The sequence below is a fragment of the Cognatishimia coralii genome, from assembly GCF_037478305.1.
Lineage (GTDB): Bacteria > Pseudomonadota > Alphaproteobacteria > Rhodobacterales > Rhodobacteraceae > Cognatishimia > Cognatishimia coralii.
The window spans coordinates 187,865-204,760 of the sequence record NZ_JBBGAZ010000005.1; the positions used below are offsets into that span (position 1 = coordinate 187,865).

At 57.6% G+C, this 16,896-nt stretch carries 18 protein-coding genes; 7 read left to right on the top strand and 11 right to left on the bottom strand.

Features of this window, described 5'->3' with window-relative positions:
* Positions 1-26 precede the first annotated feature (26 nt).
* Positions 27-881: a phosphotransferase gene (locus tag WG622_RS11205; RefSeq protein ID WP_339403657.1), complete on the top strand. Its 855-nt coding sequence runs from the start codon at positions 27-29 to the stop codon at positions 879-881.
* A 14-nt stretch (positions 882-895) separates the two neighbouring features.
* On the opposite strand, the gene WG622_RS11210 is transcribed toward WG622_RS11205, so the two are convergent.
* The 7 genes from WG622_RS11210 to WG622_RS11240 form a co-directional block, all read right to left on the bottom strand.
* A complete protein-coding gene (locus WG622_RS11210) occupies positions 896-2,227 on the bottom strand; it encodes a lytic murein transglycosylase (RefSeq protein ID WP_339403658.1) in 1,332 nt (443 codons plus the stop codon).
* 87 nt (positions 2,228-2,314) lie between these two features.
* Entirely contained in the window at positions 2,315-3,010 is a 696-nt protein-coding gene (locus tag WG622_RS11215; protein ID WP_339403659.1) for a helix-turn-helix transcriptional regulator, read from the bottom strand.
* A gap of 165 nt (positions 3,011-3,175) precedes the next feature.
* A complete protein-coding gene (gene rnr, locus WG622_RS11220) occupies positions 3,176-5,431 on the bottom strand; it encodes a ribonuclease R (RefSeq protein WP_339403660.1) in 2,256 nt (751 codons plus the stop codon).
* 31 nt (positions 5,432-5,462) lie between these two features.
* On the bottom strand, positions 5,463-6,047 hold the full coding sequence (locus WG622_RS11225) for a TIGR04282 family arsenosugar biosynthesis glycosyltransferase (protein ID WP_339403661.1): 585 nt from the start codon (positions 6,045-6,047) through the stop codon (positions 5,463-5,465).
* Positions 6,044-6,466 carry a GNAT family N-acetyltransferase gene (locus WG622_RS11230; protein ID WP_339403662.1) on the bottom strand — a complete coding sequence of 141 codons (423 nt, stop codon included), beginning with the start codon at positions 6,464-6,466 and terminating at the stop codon, positions 6,044-6,046. Before WG622_RS11230 ends, WG622_RS11225 begins: the two co-directional genes overlap by 4 nt.
* Positions 6,463-7,608: a succinyl-diaminopimelate desuccinylase gene (gene dapE / locus WG622_RS11235; RefSeq protein ID WP_339403663.1), complete on the bottom strand. Its 1,146-nt coding sequence runs from the start codon at positions 7,606-7,608 to the stop codon at positions 6,463-6,465. Before dapE ends, WG622_RS11230 begins: the two co-directional genes overlap by 4 nt.
* Positions 7,609-7,749: 141 nt before the next feature.
* Entirely contained in the window at positions 7,750-8,115 is a 366-nt protein-coding gene (locus WG622_RS11240; protein ID WP_209355165.1) for a DUF8846 family protein, read from the bottom strand.
* Positions 8,116-8,224: 109 nt separating this feature from the next.
* On the opposite strand from WG622_RS11240, the gene WG622_RS11245 reads away from it, so the two are divergent.
* Positions 8,225-8,512, top strand: coding sequence for a DUF6525 family protein (locus tag WG622_RS11245; RefSeq protein WP_339403664.1), 288 nt, complete (start codon positions 8,225-8,227; stop codon positions 8,510-8,512).
* Here WG622_RS11245 and dapD read toward each other — a convergent pair.
* Entirely contained in the window at positions 8,509-9,336 is an 828-nt protein-coding gene (gene dapD / locus WG622_RS11250) for a 2,3,4,5-tetrahydropyridine-2,6-dicarboxylate N-succinyltransferase (RefSeq protein ID WP_339403665.1), read from the bottom strand. The genes WG622_RS11245 and dapD overlap by 4 nt on opposite strands.
* Positions 9,337-9,514: 178 nt before the next feature.
* Between dapD and WG622_RS11255 the strand changes: the two genes are divergently transcribed.
* Positions 9,515-10,357 (top strand): LOG family protein, encoded by an 843-nt coding sequence (locus WG622_RS11255; protein WP_339403666.1) that lies wholly within the window; start codon positions 9,515-9,517, stop codon positions 10,355-10,357.
* Positions 10,358-10,369: 12 nt separating this feature from the next.
* Positions 10,370-11,203: a 3-methyl-2-oxobutanoate hydroxymethyltransferase gene (locus tag WG622_RS11260; protein WP_339403667.1), complete on the top strand. Its 834-nt coding sequence runs from the start codon at positions 10,370-10,372 to the stop codon at positions 11,201-11,203.
* Here the strand turns inward: WG622_RS11260 and rlmN are convergent.
* Positions 11,195-12,382: a dual-specificity RNA methyltransferase RlmN gene (gene rlmN, locus WG622_RS11265; protein ID WP_339403668.1), complete on the bottom strand. Its 1,188-nt coding sequence runs from the start codon at positions 12,380-12,382 to the stop codon at positions 11,195-11,197. The two genes, WG622_RS11260 and rlmN, sit on opposite strands and share 9 nt — an antisense overlap.
* Before the next feature lie 130 nt (positions 12,383-12,512).
* Between rlmN and WG622_RS11270 the strand changes: the two genes are divergently transcribed.
* The gene (locus tag WG622_RS11270; RefSeq protein WP_339403669.1) at positions 12,513-12,815 is read left to right on the top strand and encodes an antibiotic biosynthesis monooxygenase family protein; all 303 of its coding nucleotides are present in this window, start codon (positions 12,513-12,515) and stop codon (positions 12,813-12,815) included.
* A gap of 3 nt (positions 12,816-12,818) precedes the next feature.
* On the opposite strand, the gene WG622_RS11275 is transcribed toward WG622_RS11270, so the two are convergent.
* Positions 12,819-13,289 (bottom strand): invasion associated locus B family protein, encoded by a 471-nt coding sequence (locus WG622_RS11275; protein ID WP_245168803.1) that lies wholly within the window; start codon positions 13,287-13,289, stop codon positions 12,819-12,821.
* Positions 13,290-13,516: 227 nt separating this feature from the next.
* Between WG622_RS11275 and WG622_RS11280 the strand changes: the two genes are divergently transcribed.
* Complete coding sequence (locus tag WG622_RS11280; protein ID WP_339403670.1) at positions 13,517-14,512, top strand: asparaginase; 996 nt, start codon at positions 13,517-13,519, stop codon at positions 14,510-14,512.
* Positions 14,513-14,607: 95 nt separating this feature from the next.
* Positions 14,608-15,573, top strand: coding sequence for a GlxA family transcriptional regulator (locus tag WG622_RS11285; protein WP_339403671.1), 966 nt, complete (start codon positions 14,608-14,610; stop codon positions 15,571-15,573).
* Here WG622_RS11285 and pncB read toward each other — a convergent pair.
* Positions 15,570-16,862 carry a nicotinate phosphoribosyltransferase gene (gene pncB, locus WG622_RS11290; RefSeq protein ID WP_339403672.1) on the bottom strand — a complete coding sequence of 431 codons (1,293 nt, stop codon included), beginning with the start codon at positions 16,860-16,862 and terminating at the stop codon, positions 15,570-15,572. The genes WG622_RS11285 and pncB overlap by 4 nt on opposite strands.
* Between the last annotated feature and the right edge of the window lie 34 nt (positions 16,863-16,896).

Genomic DNA, 16,896 nt, shown 5'->3' on the forward strand with positions numbered 1-16,896 from the left:
CCAATCCCAGCCAAGAAAGCAAAAGAGTGATCCAAACCGCCCCTCTTCCCTCAGCTCAACTTCGGCACATTGTGTCGGAAGTTGTGCCTTGGACTGCAGATGGGCAATGGTCAGTGCTGTTTGGTGGCCGAACCAACACGACATGGCAAGTGTCTGGTGGCGATCAATGTCTGGTGCTGAAGCTCTATCGCGCGGCAAGTGGCAATCCGCTTTTTCCCAACGATGCCCAGGCCGAAGGTGTGATGCTGCGGCATCTCGCAGGTCTTGGCATCGCACCGGAATTGGTCACGGAGTTCGATGCACCCGAGGGATACTGTACGCTCTATCACGCAATTCCGGGCGATCCTTGGCGTGAGAGCGTCGCAGAGGTCGCCGACATGATGCAGAAACTTCATGCGCAGCCAGTGCCTTCTGGGCTCAGGCGGATCCCAAACGGGAGTGCCGAGATCCTGGAGCATGCGGATCACATCCTCAGCCGGTGTCACCAACACACCGAACTCTCTGAATTACGGCCCCTTTTGGATGTGCCCCCGACGGATGAAACCGTGTTGCTTCATTGCGACATGGTGCCGGGGAATTTGATCACGAATGAAGCAGGCCTGTATTTGATCGACTGGCAATGCCCCGGCGTTGGAGACCCTTGCGAGGACATGGCGATCTTTGTGTCTCCGGCGATGCAGGGCCTCTATCGTGGCTCTGTCTTGAGCGCGGATGAACTGGATGGGTTTCTCGCCTGTATACCGCAGCATGAAGCGCGATATCGATCACTCGCGCCCGCCTATCACTACCGAATGGCTGCCTATTGTGCCTGGAAAGTCGAACAAGGCACGCCTGACTATGCAGCGGGCTATGAGGCCGAAGTCGCTGCGTTGAAGGGATGAGCGCGGGTAATACCTTAGCGCATGCCCTTTAACAAGTTGAACGACGCATAGCCGTCTGGCACAAATCCCCGCCCGAGCTGATAGGACCGCACCGCGTCAATCGTAATCGGACCGATCAGGCCATCGACTTTCAGATTACCATGTCCGCGTTGGTTCAATCGACGTTGCAGCTCTTTGCGCTCATCAAAGGTCAGGGCTCGGTCGCCATAAGGCCAGCCAGATTTAAACGCCCCCCCGCCAGTGATGCGATCGCTGAGGTGACCGACGCCAATCACATAGGCATCCGCGGTGTTGTATTTTTCAATGGCTGCGAAATTGTCAAAGACCAGAAGAGCCACGCCTTGATGCCCTCCGGGTAAGAGAACAGCGGCCTCTCCGAAATTACGCACGGGCTTTCCGTCCAGCCCGACAACTCCCAAACGCGCCCATTCACTTGGCGCTTTGGTGATCTTTCGATTGGCAAGCTTGTAGTCAAACGACGTTGGCAGCTTGACCTCTACGCCCCAGGGTTGGCCTTTGGTCCAGCCCGAGCGTTTCAAATAGGCTGCCGTCGACGCCAAAGCATCAGAAGGGTCATCAGACCAGATATCTCGACGTCCATCTCCGGTGAAATCAACGGCAAAGGACTGAAAGGACGTTGGGATAAACTGAGTATGCCCCATCGCGCCGGCCCAACTGCCTTTCATGTTGGCGGGGCTGGTGTGGCCATCCTGAAGGATCTCCAAAGCGGCCAAAAGCTGTGCTTCAAAGAATTTGCCTCGGCGGCCATCAAAGGCCAGAGTCGCGAGCGCTTCGATCACGGGGATATCGCCCTTGAATGTCCCGTAGGCGCTTTCAAGGCCCCAGACCGCGACCACGACTTCTTTCTCGACGCCATATTTGCGTTCAATCGCATCCAGCTTTTGGCGATGATCCCGCAGAGCCGCTTTGCCGTTCTTGATCCGCGTTTCAGAGGCGGCGCTGTCCAGATATTCCCAAACGGTCTTGGTGAACTCGTTCTGATTGCGGTCCTTGTCGATGACATAGGCGTTATAGGTCACGCCTTTGAAGGCACGATCCAAAGTCGCTTGCGAAATCCCGTTCCGCTTGGCACGATTCTTGAAACGTTTGATCCACCCCTGAAACCGGACCTCGCTGATCTGTTTCGTGTCACCAACCGAAATGCGCTGAAGGCCTGGACGAACCACGGGTCGTTTGGAGCTTGGCAAGAATGTGGCCGAAGCGAGTTTGACCTCTGAGATGTCCACACGCGCCACAGGGCGCAGCGAGCTTGTGGGTGCCTCGGCCAAAGCCGGACTCCCGATCAATGCGGCCCAACCCGCCAAACCAAAAAACAACTTACGCATTGCTCGCCTCATTCAGTTTCACCTGAGACTTATTGCCCCCAGACTACCCCGAATAGGCGAAAGTAGAAAGAATTCTATCGGTTGGACCTAATGCTCGGCATCCTGATGCCGCAGGATTTCCATGTATTCCCGCAACATACGTACCCGGTTTGGGCGGAAGGATGCGTCCAAGACCTCGAGATCCTGCATGCGATCCAGGCGAAACACCCTGTAATCCTTGCGCAAATGGCACCATGCAAAAAGGCAAGAACTCATTTGCATGTAGACGATACTCAGCGGATCCACCTCTCGGCGAGTTTTTGCGCCTTCGGCATCGCTATAAGAGAAATGAATGCGCCGTTCGTCCCAAACAGCCTTGCGAAGAACACTGGCGTCGATACCCGGCTCGGGTGGGCGTTCCCAACGCTGCGCCGTCAAAACCGCATGCTGCAGGCGGTTGGCCTGCGCCGAAGGCAGGCGTGCTTTCAACTTTGCCAAGGCGGCATTTGCGGCTTGAGCCAGCGCGGGGTCGCCGACAACCATGACCTCTCTCAATCCCAGAACCAAGGCTTCCAGCTCTTCGGGTTCAAATCCAAGCGGAGGCAACGCTGCATCTTCGATCAGCGTATAGCCAAAACCCGCCTCGCCGTCGATCACGGCGCCAAGTCCGCGCAGACTGTCGATATCGCGATAGATGGTGCGGATCGAGACACCCATCTCATCCGCCAGCCCCTGTGCGGTGGCGGGGCTGGGCAGGCTACGCAAGGCTTGCATCAATTGAAAGAGGCGCGTGGTACGGGACATAGGGCGTTGATACTGCGCCGCCCTGACAGTTTTTGGCAAGAGCCTCACGCAGAGCGCTCAATTCAAACCTTTGGATTGAGTATTTTTAGCAAGATGAAATGGCGTGGTTTCATCTTGCCCAAATACTCTGGGGGGAATTGGCCAAAGGCCAAGGGGGCAAAGCCCCTAGCTGCGGCGTTTCCGAGACACCTTGCGTGCTGTCTTGGCTGCGCGTTTCTTGTGAGACGAGGCTTTGCGTTTCACAGGTCGCCCCCGTCCGCGCTTGGGGCCTTGGCTTGGTTTCTTGCCGTCGATTTCCAACAAGTCGAGCACTACACCACCGGTCACAGGAGCAGCTTCGGCCAATCGAACAACGACTCGCTGGCCAAGGTGAATGACCTGCCCGGTGTCTGAGCCAACCAGTGTATTGCTGTCTTTATCGAAATTGAAATATTCGCGGCCAAGTTCTCGCATCGGGACAAGGCCATCTGCGCCTGTTTCGTCGAGCCGAACAAAAACGCCAAACTTGGCAATGCCCGCAATCTTGCCGGTGAATTCGTTGCCCAACCGCTCGCTCAGATAGGCTGCGAGGTAACGATCTGTCGTATCGCGCTCCGCCAGCATCGAGCGGCGTTCGGTCTCAGAAATATGACTCGCGGTCTTTTCCAGATTTTCAATGTCTTGGGACGACAAACCATCCTCGCCCCATCCATGCGAGCCCACAAGCGCACGGTGCACGATCAGGTCGGCATAGCGGCGGATGGGAGAGGTGAAATGGGCATAGGACTGCAGCGACAGGCCAAAATGCCCGAAGTTCTGCGGCGAACAATAAGCCTGCGTCATCGAACGCAGTGTCGACATATTGATGAGTTCGGCCTCATCCGATCCCGCTGCCTCATTCAGCAGCCGATTAAGGTGTGCCGTCTTCAGCACCTGCCCTTTGGCCAGATTGAACCCAGAGGCCCGCGCCACCTCGCGCAGGCTGTCGAGTTTTTCAGGCGCTGGCTCTTCGTGAACCCGGAACAATTGCGGTGCGCCGCGCGCGATCAGGGTCTCGGCGGCGGCGACATTGGCGAGGATCATGAATTCCTCGATCAGGCGGTGGGCATCCAGTCGATCTCGGAAATTGATCGACGCGACCTCGCCTTCGTCCGTTAGTACGACCTTGCGCTCCGGCAGATCCAACTCGAGAGGTTGACGTTCCGCACGCGCGATTTTGGTCGCTTCATAGGCCGCATAAAGCGGTGTAATCACATCGTCCATCAAGGCGGCACAGCGTTCGTTCGGATTGCCGTCCTGTGCCTCTTGCACTTCCTCGTAGTTCAGCGAGGCCACAGATTTCATCATAGCCCGCATGAACCGATGCGAGATCTTATGGCCCTTTGCGTCAAGCTTCATCCGAACTGCTATACAGGCGCGCGGCACGCCTTCGTGCAGCGAGCAGAGATCCCCCGACAACCGATCCGGCAGCATCGGCACAACGCGATCAGGAAAATAGCTGGAGTTGCCGCGCTTCTTGGCCTCTCGATCCAGTGCTGAGCCGGGCGTCACGTAATGGGCCACATCTGCAATCGCGACCCAGACGATGTGACCACCCGGGTTTTTGGGATCATCATCGGCTTCAGCCCAGCAGGCATCATCGTGATCGCGTGCATCTGCGGGGTCGATGGTGACCAGGGGCATCTCGCGCAGGTCCGTGCGATCTCCGAGGCCTGCGGGCTTGGCCGCATCCGCCTCGGCAATGACCTCATCTGGAAAGTCATCGGGAATGCCATGTTGATGGATCGCAATCAGCGACACCGCTTTGGGTGCAGTGGGATCTCCGAGTCGGTTCACGATCCGCGCGCGGGGCAAGCCCATACGGGACTTTGGTCCTGCTTGTTCGGCCTCAACCAACTCGCCATCTTTGGCGCCATTCACAGCGCCCTCGGGCACCTGCCATTGTTTGTCGTCGCCCTTGTCGATAGGCAGGATCCGTCCGCCTTCTGACGTTTTGCGGAAGACGCCCAAAACCCGACGAGGATTGGTGCCGATGCGGCGGATAAGGCGGCCTTCATAGGCGTGATCTTCGCCTGAAACCTCAGTTAGCCGCGCCAGCAGGCGATCCCCCGGCCCCAACGCTGGATCGCTGGGTTTCAGCATCATCAGAATGCGCGGCTCTGCGCCCTCGCCCTGCCATTCCATCGGGCGGGCAAAGAGATCGCCGTCGCTATCAATCTCGGAAACCTGCAGCACGCTCACAGGCGGCAGTTTGTCGGGATCGCGGTAGGTTTTGTTGCGTTTCTGCAGATGGCCCTCGGCCTCGAGCTCTCGCAAAAGGCGTTTCAGATCGATCCGCGCAGCGCCTTTGATGCCAAAGGCTTTGGCGATGTCACGTTTGCTGGTGAGGGTCGGATTGTCAGAGATCCACTCAAGGACCTCTTCTTTTGTCGGCATCTGCATATCTGCCGCCTATCACGGCAGGATTGGGGCGTCACCGAGAAAGTGACTTGAGATCGGCCAAGGTGTCCACGTCCCGCAGCGTTGCCACATGGGCAATCGACAAGCCCTTCATGGTCGCAGCGCTGTCCGCCAAGGCCGTGTCCGTCGACCAGCGCACGCCCTCAAACAGCTGTGGTGGTACAGGACGCTGGCGTTTCATCCCAACCAGCCAATAGCCACCGTCTGGCGCGGGCCCAAAGACCGCATCATGATTGCCCAGCGCCTTGAAGGCCTCGCCCACCCGCGCGCGAGTGATGCCTGGAATATCCGCGCCAATAATGCAAACAGGCCCTTTGGGCATGGTGCGAAACACGCGTGCCATGCGATCGCCCAGATTGCCCGGTCCTTGCGGTAACCGCGGCAAATGTTCGGGCCAAACACGGCTTTTCAACCCTTCGACATCAGGAGCAACCGCCAGAACAGTTTCCCAGCGTGGATCTTCGATGCGTCGCAGCAAGGCCGCGACTTGATGGCGGAACCACCATGCGGAGGACGTCAGTCCGATATCGCGGCCGAGTCGGGTTTTAACACGACCCGGATGCGGTTCTTTGACCATGATGACCAGCGTGGGCTTCACAGGGAGCGCTCCATATCGCGATGTGGAATGCCTGCGTCCATATAGGTTGCCCCAAAGGCGACAAAGCCCAGACATTCATAAAACCCAATGGCATGTTCCTGAGACCCGAGCATGGCGCGTGTGACATCCGGCACCGTGCTCAGATAGGCCAAGGCCGAGCGCACGAGACTTGCGCCACAGCCCGTACCACGTGCAGATTGCACTACACAGATACGACCGATTTTTCCCGTATCGCCTTTGATCAGTATCCGAAGGGTGCCAACGGGCGCACCGTCAATGCTGGCCAGAAAATGCACGGCCTCGGGGTCGAGCCCGTCCTGCTCTTCTTCCAAGGACACATTCTGCTCAACGACGAAAACCTCATGACGCAGTGCCAGACAGGTCTCTAGATCATCGCTGCGCTCAATCAAAAGACTCACGCGAAATAGTCCTTGAGGATGCGGCTATAGATCGCTTTGAGCTGGTGGATTTGTTCCACAGGCACGTTTTCGTCGACTTGATGCATGGTCTTGCCTACAAGGCCAAACTCCACAACAGGGCAGTGGTTTTTGATGAAACGCGCATCCGAGGTGCCGCCGGTGGTGGACAGTTCGGGCACCAATCCGGTCTCAGCCTCAACCGCGCGGCCCACAAGGTCAGACAAAGCGCCGGGTGGCGTAATGAAACTCTCGCCCGAGATTTTGACGGCTATCTCGATCAGGATCCCTGTCTCGTCTGTCACTTTCTGAACCAAGGACTGCATCCACTCGGTCAGGCTTTCGCCAGTATGTGCGTCGTTGAAACGGATGTTGACGGCCGACGCACATTCCGCCGGGATCACATTGGTCGCCTCATTGCCGGTGTCCATAGTGACAACCGCCACTGTGGAGGTATCAAAATGCTCGGTCCCTTCATCCAGAGAATGTGAGGCCATCAGATCCATCAGTTTCGCCATCGCTGGCAGCGGATTGCGCGCGCGATGCGGATAGGCGGAATGGCCCTGCTTTCCGCGATAGGTAAACCACGCCGTCATCGAGCCACGACGGCCGATTTTAATCATGTCGCCCATGGTCTCAGGGCAAGTTGGTTCCCCGACAAGACAGACGGACATTTTCTCGCCTGTCTCCGCCATGTGATCGAGAATAGCTGTCGTCCCATGCAAAGCAGGGCCTTCTTCGTCGCCCGTCACTGTGATCAGGATCGCACCATCAGGCGGGGTGTCCTGCACCAGATCAATCGCAGCCGCCACGAAGGCCGCGACACCGGACTTCATATCCGTCGCGCCACGCCCGTACATGATGCCGTCTTTGATTTCGGCGCCAAAGGGATCGACCGTCCAAGAAGCCTCATCCCCCACAGGCACCACATCGGTATGGCCGTTGAACCCGAAGGTTTTTGCGTGCCCTTTGGTACCCCAACGCGCCACCAGATTGCAGACCTCTCCTCGGTCTGCGCGCGACACCTCGAAACCCGCCTGGGTCAGCATTTCACCAAGCAAAACCAAGGCCCCACCCTCTTCGGGCGTCACTGACGGGCAGCGGATAAGATCTGCTGTAAGCTGGGCTGGATCAATCTGTGTCATGCGCGACCTCATGTTCTTTGGCCATTGGGTAACGCGCTTTGACCAAAAGGGCAAACAGACCGTTCGCGCTTTCTCTTGCTAAAAATATCCCGGGGTGAGGGGGGAAGGATCGTCAGATCCTGCACTCGAGGGGCAGCGCCCCTAGTGCTCGACCTCGTCTGAGGTGCTTTCTTCGCCATTGAAGAACGGCGTCATCTGGGCCACCACCACAGAATTTTCATCCAAAGCGCGCTGCATCAATGCACGCTCGTCGTCGTGAATCTCATGCCCCTGCGCCTCGCGCTCAGCCAATGTGCCATAGCCTGTCACATCCAAAGGCGCGAGGTCCGCTTGCTTTAGAATCGCGACCGTCTCACGCACCGCTTCGGCCTCATCCACGCCGGAGGCGTAGATCATCAAAGCACCACCGGTCGCGCCCTCCGGCAGCCCGTCGCCATCCTTGCGACCGACCTGAACCAAAAGGGTGAACGCCTGCTGACGAGAGGGTTTTTTGCGTGGCTTATCCATAGGTCTGCTTTGTGCGCGGCGCGCGCAAATGTCAAGCGAGCCGGAAACGGGCTTGCGCTTGTATGTTATGACATTACATATACGACACTCCGTAACGCGACAGAGTTTGATGACCAAGAACCTCCGCACCAGCCTCAGAAAAAACCGACGCTCTGCCCACCCTATGGCAGAGTTTGATCGCTTGCCCTGCGAGCTGCGCAAATGGCTGGCGAGCGCCGATCTGCCGTGGTCTGCGAAATCAACACTCAGGCTCTGGCACAAGGCTCTCAGCAAACACAATGGGAACCGAGACGCGGCGCTCAGCTACCTGACCCACTGCGAGGTCTCCAAAATGAAAAAAGACGCGCCCGAGGTCTGGGGCGCGTCCTATCCGATTGACGATTTGCGCAGCGCTTAGTCGCGCAGCAACTCGTTGATGCCGGTCTTAGAGCGAGTCTTTTCGTCCACGCGCTTCACGATCACCGCGCAGTAGAGGTTGATACCGTTCTTGGATGGCATGGAACCCGCAACGACCACCGAATAAGGCGGCACTTCGCCATACATAACTTCGCCGGTTTCACGATCCACGATCTTGGTGGACTGGCCGATAAAGACGCCCATGCCCAGAACGGAACCTTCGCGGACGATACAGCCCTCGACCACCTCAGAGCGCGCGCCGATAAAGCAATTGTCTTCAATGATGGTTGGGCCTGCCTGCATAGGCTCCAGTACACCACCGATGCCAACGCCGCCAGAGAGGTGCACGTTCTTCCCGATCTGCGCGCAAGAGCCGACGGTGGCCCAAGTGTCGACCATCGTTCCTTCGTCAACATAAGCGCCGAGGTTCACGAAAGACGGCATCAGAACCACGCCAGGCGCGATAAAAGCAGATTTGCGAACAACAGCGTTCGGCACCGCGCGGAAGCCTGCTGCAGACCATTGGTTTTCGCCCCAGCCTTTGAACTTGCTGTCGACTTTGTCCCACCAGCCGGAACCCTGAGGGCCGCCAGATTGCTCTTCCATGTCTTTGATGCGGAAGCCCAGCAGAACGGCTTTCTTGGCCCATTGGTTCACGTGCCAGCTGCCATCTTCCAGCTTTTCCGCGACGCGCAGCCGACCACCGTCCAGCGCGTTCAGCGTGTCTTCGATGGCTTCACGGGTTTCGCCTGTGGTAGCAGGCGTGATGGTGTCGCGCGCCTCCCAGGCGGCTTCGATGGCAGTTTCGAGCTGTGCATTGGACATGAGAGTCGCTCCGATCAAATAAAGTTGCGTCTTGATAGCGAAAGCCTAAGGCGGCGTCACCCGCAGAATCGGGCGTTTATCGCAGGAATTGCGACATCGCGCGGTTGTGGCTGGTCACGGATGCGGCCAGCGGCTAGCTTGACCAACAAAGAAGAGTATTTTGTTGCAGGACCCATTCATGACCACAGATCCCCGCACCCCGTTTCGCGATGCCCATACGGACCGCAGCTCGGCCAAACACGTGCCTGACACGCCCCAGACGCGGCATCCGGCCTATCGTCTGGCCTTCGCGGATGATGATTTCCTGTGTCAGGACGCGCTAAGGCCGGTTAGATTGCAACTGGAACTGTTGAAACCTGAAATGCTTCAGGACGAACAGGGGATCGTAAGCACGATTGTTCTGTTTGGCGGCGCGCGCATTCCTGAGCCGTCCAAAAAGGACCAAGCGCGCACACAGACTTTGGCGGATCTGTCAGAGTTCTACGACGAGGCGCGTGAATTCGCGCGGCTGATGACCTTGAAGTCCATGGAAACCGGTGGGCGCGAGAACGTGATCGTCACCGGCGGCGGGCCTGGCGTGATGGAAGCAGGCAACCGCGGAGCCGTGGATGCGGGTGGCAAATCAATTGGCCTCAATATCGTACTGCCGCACGAGCAAGCGCCGAATGAGTATGTGACGCCCGAGCTGTGTTTCAACTTCCATTATTTTGCGATCCGCAAGATGCATTTCCTGATGCGCGCGCGGGCGATCACGGTGTTTCCGGGCGGCTTTGGCACGATGGACGAGCTGTTTGAGGCTCTGACCCTCATTCAAACCGGCCGCATGGAACGCGTGCCGTTCTTGCTCTTTGGCCGCGCCTTCTGGGAAAAGATCATCAATTGGGAAGCCCTGTCGGATGCAGGCACAATCTCGGCAGATGATCTGGAGCTTTTCCAGTTTGTCGAAACCGCGCAAGAGGCCGTGGAGGCGATTGAAAACTGGGGTGCAACCGGCAAACGCGACGCGATCCCGGGAAGGTAAGAAAGAGCTGATATGAAAAAAACCTTTTCCTTTGCAGGTCAACCGACCGAAAGAACGCTTACGCTGAAGTGCCTGCGCGACGGAAAAGGCAAGCGCAAGTTTACCCAGACGACGGCTGTGAACGCCGAGCAAGCCTCCGCTGCGGCCGAGGCGGGCATCGACATGCTGGTAGGTAGCGCACCGATTTTGGCAGAGATGCGAACAGGTGCGCCCAAAATGTTTATAACCGCCGGAGTTCACATGTGGAACTTTCCAACCGCGGGCGAGGTCTTGCGGCAGGCCTATAAGCTGCTCGAAGCAGGCGCGGATGCGATTTATTGCCCCCGCGAACCACAAGTTGTCGAAATGCTTGCGACTGCGCAAGTTCCTGTCATGGGACATTTGGGCTTGGTACCCCGAACATCCATGTGGACTGGCGGAATTCGGGCGATGGGGCGTTCTGCCGAAGAAGCCATCGAGCTGTATCAGGCTTTCAAAGATCTGGAGAACGCCGGAGCCGTGATGGTCGAGGCAGAGGTTATCGCATCGGATGTTTTGACTGAAATCGCCAAGAGCGTCTCTTTGTCCGTTGTGTCGCTGGGTTCTGGCCCTGGCGGTGACATTGACTATTTGTTCCAGGAAGACATCTGTGGCGAGGCGGCATCTCGTCCGCGTCACGCACGCGCATATGCCGACTTACACGGCCTGCACCAGCAAATTTATGCAAAGCGCGTCCAAGCCATGTCTGCGTATAGGCAATCGGTGCAAGACGGTAGTTTTCCAGATTCGTCTGAAACTGTGCGCATGAAGGAAGGGCAGTTTGAAGTCTTTCAAAATGCCCTTGGTAAGCTGACGTCCTCAACCTAACCCGGCTTCAGACTCGATCTGTTTGCGAGACTTTCGGGCGCGCTCCGTTGCTGATTTCAACTGGCCACAGGCCGCCATGATGTCGTCACCGCGGGTCTTGCGGATCGGGCTAGCGTAGCCTGCTTGATAGACAATATTGGCGAACGCACGGATCCGGTTGTTGGAGGACCGTTTATAGGGCGCACCGGGCCATTCGTTGAACGGGATCAGATTGATCTTGGCGGGAATGTTGTGGCGCTTGATGTGATCGATCAGACGATGCGCGTCCTCATCGGTGTCGTTCACCCCATCGAGCATCACATATTCAAAGGTGATCCGCTCGGAGTTGGAAACCTTTGGATAGGCGGCCAGCGCACCCAGCAGCTCTTCGATATTCCAACGCTTGTTGATCGGCACCAAGACATCGCGCACGTCATCCGTGGTTGCGTGGAAAGAAATCGCCAAGAGGCAGCCGATCTCTTCAGCAGTCCGGGCGATCTCTGGCACAACGCCAGAGGTCGAGAGCGTAATACGGCGACGGCTGAGCGCAATCCCCTCTGGATCCATCGCGATCTTCATCGCGTCGCGCACGTTCTCGAAATTATAGAGCGGCTCGCCCATGCCCATCAGCACGATATTGGACAGCAAGCGCGTTTCGTCCTTAGGTGCGCCCGGCACAGGCCATTCCTCTAGATCATCGCGCGCCATCATCACCTGCCCGACGATCTCACCGGCAGTCAGGTTACGCACCAGTTTCTGCGTGCCCGTGTGACAGAAGGAGCAGGTCAGCGTGCAGCCAACCTGAGACGAAATACACAAAGTGCCGCGATCATCCTCGGGGATATAGACCACCTCGACCTCATGACCGCCCGCGATCCGCACCAGATATTTCCGTGTTCCATCGGTTGAGACCTGTTTGCTCACGACCTCTGGGATCTCGATCACGAATTTCGCATCCAGCTCGGCCCGATAGGCTTTCGCCAGATTGGTCATTTCGTGGAAATCGCGTACGCCCCATTGGTAGATCCATTGCCAGATCTGCCCCACGCGCATCTTGGCCTGCTTTTCCTTGGTGCCGTGCTCAATCAACACCGCGCGCAGTTGATCCCGCGTCAACCCGACGAGGTTGATCTTGCCCCCTTCGGGGGTCTTGCGAGGAATGGTCATAACATCCTGCGTGATCGGTGCGCTGGCGGACATGGCTTGGTCTCCGGGAAATCAGAGGCGTCAGATACACGAACTATAGCGAAATGCAACGCTTTGCGCAGCTGTCATTGGTTGACGGGACGCTATGAGAGGCTCAGGACTGCAACATACACAGGAGGAATACATGCCCGTACTTGAAACCGTCCGCTATCGCACGAAACCCGGTGTCGCTGTTGAGGCCGCCGTCGCGGCGTGGCACGACAGCCAGTCCTTCGCCACGGCCCAACCCGGTTTTCTGTCGCGCAAAATTGCTGTGACTGAGGACGGAGAGTTCCTTGATCTGGTCGAATGGCAAAGCATGGCGCATGCCAAAAAGGCCGCTGAAAATTTCAACCCGGCCAAATTTCCAGAACTTATGGGATTGGTCGAAGTGCTGGATGAAAGCACCATGGTCATGACCCACTATGAGGTGCAGGCCACGACCTGAGCGTTAGCTACAGCGCTTGCCCGCGTCATCTACAGCAGCGGTGAAGCCCAACAAAGAGAATGTGTCTTGGGTGCGCGTCCCGCGACCCGAGACACCGACCAGAACCGCCTGTTTGCCACGCTTCATGGCAGCGACGATCTTGGCGTCTTCGTCGGCAGTAGAGGGCCATGCCCATTCGCCTTCAGTAAAGAGGTCAAAGCTGTCATTGTCGATTTTCAGATTAACCGTCGAGCCAGATTTAAACGGATAGCCGCCGGTAAAGCCCACTTGGCCGCGCACGCCCGCCTCTGGACGGTAGAAGACCATCAACAAGGTCTGGGTTCTGCGCACAGCAACCACCGCGCCGTCGCGGGTGTTCACGCTTTCCTTAAAGGTGGAAACAGCCCAGCATTCCTTGGGGTTCACATCCTCAAACACGCTCCAGTCGGTCTTGGCCGCCACTTGGTTCGTACTTTCCTGAGCCGCCGCCTGCATGCCAAACACACATGCTGCGCCCAAAAACGCCCCGCCAATCACTCCGCGCATCTTTGCAAATCCCATATCGCCAGCCTCCAAGCCTTGGCTTATCCTCAACCGCGCCCGCCGCCACTTGTATCTTTTATCAGCGCAGGCATTTTCTTCTCGATGCAGCTACACTACTCTGATTGTGCCGCCTGGATAAAGCCCCGTTGGCGGTAATTTGCCATAAATTGAAGGTTACCATGACCCAATCCGTGCCTTTGGTCGACATCACACGCGGCCCAATTCTAGAGAGCATCCATTACGGGGATGCGGTTGTCTGCAATGCGCAAGGTGAAATCGTGCATGCTTGGGGAGATCCGGATAAGGTCGTGCTGCCGCGCAGCTCTGCAAAAATGCTGCAGGCCTTGCCTTTGGTCGAAAGCGGTGCGGCGGATGCCTTTGGTCTGACGGATGCGCAAATTGCGCTGTCTTGCGCGTCACATGGCGCGCAACCGATCCACACGGAAAGCGTGGCGTCTTGGCTGTCTGACCTTGGCCTGAGCGAAGCCGACCTGCGGTGTGGTAGCCATGAACCCAGCCACAAGGAAAGCCGTCGCGCGATGTTGCTCGCGGGCGAGACACCTTGCCAGCTGCACAACAACTGCTCGGGTAAACACGCAGGCTTTCTGACGTTGAACAAACACCTTGGCGGGCATTCGGAATATATCGAGATCGATCACCCCGTGCAGCAAGCCTGCTTGAGTGCTTTCGAAGAGGTCACCGGAGAAACCAGCCCCGGCTTTGGTATCGACGGCTGCTCTGCGCCCAACCACGCAGTGAGCCTTGTGGGGATGGCGCGGGCTATGGGATTCTTTGCGGGAGCAAATCCCGAAGGCGACGCGCGCAACCGCGCCGCCTATCGCATCCATCGGGCTATGGCGACATACCCCGTTCTGATTTCCGCCGAAGGGCGCGCCTGTGAACGCCTGATCAACGCTGCAGACAACAAGATCGCTGTCAAAACCGGGGCCGAGGCCTTTTTCATCGCAATCCTGCCAGAACAAAAACTGGGTGTCGCGCTCAAGATCACAGATGGCTCCACCCGAGCGGCCGAATGCGCTATCGCTGCAATCCTCGTGAAGCTCGGCGCGCTTGATCCGGCGCATCCGCATGCCCAGCGCTATATCAACTGGGACATCAAGAACGCGAACGGCTGGTCGACCGGCCACATGCGGCCCTCAGCAATTTTGAATTAACCTTTTGGAATTGCAGCCACTCACGTTAGGATGATCCCAACAGTCAAACCAACTCGGCAGCGCTCTGTTCAGGGGCGCCACCCAAAAAGAACGACATGACGGCAGGGACCAAAACACCTCGTTTCACCTTTATTCTGATGCCCGGATATTCCGCGCTGTCCTTTACGCATGCCTTGGTGGTGCTGCAGCTTGCCAATAAACATGGCGAAGGCGCGCCTTTTGAGATCCGTGTGCTCAGCGAAGACGGCACGCCCGTGGCGGATGCGCTGGGCGGTAGTTTTCCCATCGACGGCCCCTTGGACGAGCCGCAACGCGAAGACTTTGTCGTCCTCGTGACCGGAGACGATGTAGAGCGTCAGAACCTTTCCGCGGTCTCGGGATTTCTGCGCAAAGCGGACCGGATCGGCGCAACACTTTGCGCGCTTTATACCGGCGCATATGTTCTTGCGAAGGCGGGCCTTTTGGACGGCAAACGCGCGACCATTCATTGGGAAAAGCGCCAGGCCTTCATGGAAGAATTCCCCGAGGTCGATTTGACCGAATACACCTTCACCTCCAGCGCGTCGCCCTATTGTTCATCGGGTGGCACCTCGGCGATTGATCTGATGCTGTTTCATGTCTCGCAATTGCGCTCTGAAAAGCTGGCCAATCTGGTCGCTGGGTTCTTGAATTACACCAGCATTCGTGTGATCCAGCATTCCGCGCGTATTCAGGCCGCAGACCGCGTCGGCTTCCGCCACCCCAAGCTCTCTGAAATTCTGGCGTTGATGGAAACCAATCTTGAAGAGCCCTTGCGCCCTTCGGATCTGGCCAAGACCGTGAATATCTCGACACGCCAACTGGAACGCCTGTTCCGCCGGTATCTGAGCGCGACGCCCAAGAAGTATTATACCGACCTACGCCTGCAGCGCGCGCAACAACTGCTGTTGCAGACAAATATGACGGTAACGGCTGTGGGCGTCGCTTGTGGGTTCAATACCGCCAGCCATTTCTCGCGCCTGTTCCGAGCGCGGTTTGGTACCTCGCCGCATCGCCTGCGTGGTGATCCTGAAAAGGACTAGACCAGAACTTCGCTGCGTTCCTGTACGCCGACACCAAACACGCGTTTGTAGCGTTCGACCTGATCCGCCGGCCCCATCGCTTTGTTTGGGTTGTCCGAAAGTTTCACCGTCGGGCGACCATTGGCGGCAACCGCTTTGCACACCAGCGAGAACGGTGCGAGTTGATCTTGCGGTGTCAGCCCGCGGAAGTCGTTGGTTAACAAGGTGCCCCAGCCAAAGGACACGCGCACGCGGTCTTGGAACTGTGCCTGCAGCTCTGCGATCTTTTCCACGTCCAAACCGTCCGAGAAAATCACCAGCTTTTGCGAAGGATCCTCACCACGGTCCTTCCACCATTTGATGGCGATCTCAGCGGCGCCTGCGGGGTCGCCACTGTCGATACGAATACCGGTCCAACCCGCGAGCCAATCTGGTGCTTTGGCCAAGAAGCCCTCAGTGCCGTAGGTGTCAGGCAGGATGATCCGCAGGTTCCCGTCGTGCTCTTCATGCCAGTCGGCCAGAACCTGATAGGGCGCCTGCGCGAGTTCCGCATCGTCTTCGGCCAAAGCCGCATAGACCATCGGCAATTCATGCGCGTTGGTGCCGATGGCCTCAAGATCATGGCGCTTGGCGATCAGGCAGTTGGACGTGCCGACGAACTTTTCCCCCAGCCCCTCGCACATGGCCTGCACCGCCCAATCCTGCCACAGATGGCTATGACGCCGCCGAGTGCCAAAATCCGCGATCCGAAGGTTGTCGACCTTCTGCAAAACTTCGATCTTTTCCCAGAGTTTGGTCATGGCGCGGGCATAAAGCACCTGAATCTCAAATTTCTTCATCGAATGCAGCAGCGCCCTGCCCCGCAGCTCCATCAGGATCGACAGCGCTGGGATCTCCCAGAGCATCACTTCGGGCCAAGTGCCTTCAAAGGTCAGCTCATATTGATCTCCGATCCGCTCCAGATGATAGGCGGGCAGGCGCAGGTTTTCGAACCATTCCATGAAGTCGGGACGGAACATCTGGCGTTTGCCGTAGAAGGTGTTGCCGCGCAGCCAGGTGCTTTCACCGCGACTAAGCGACAGCGAGCGCACGTGATCAAGTTGCTCGCGCAGCTCACCTTCGTCGATGAGATCTGCCAAGGGCACCGAGGTCGTGCGGTTGATCAAAGAAAACTGCACCTGCGTGTCAGGCCGATTGCGAAACACGCTTTGACACATCAAGAGCTTGTAGAAATCCGTGTCGATCAGAGACCGGACAATCGGGTCAATCTTCCACTTATGGGTCCAGACGCGGGTGGCTATGTCGACCATAGGGGTCTCCGGGAAATGCTTTGGAAGGAGTTTG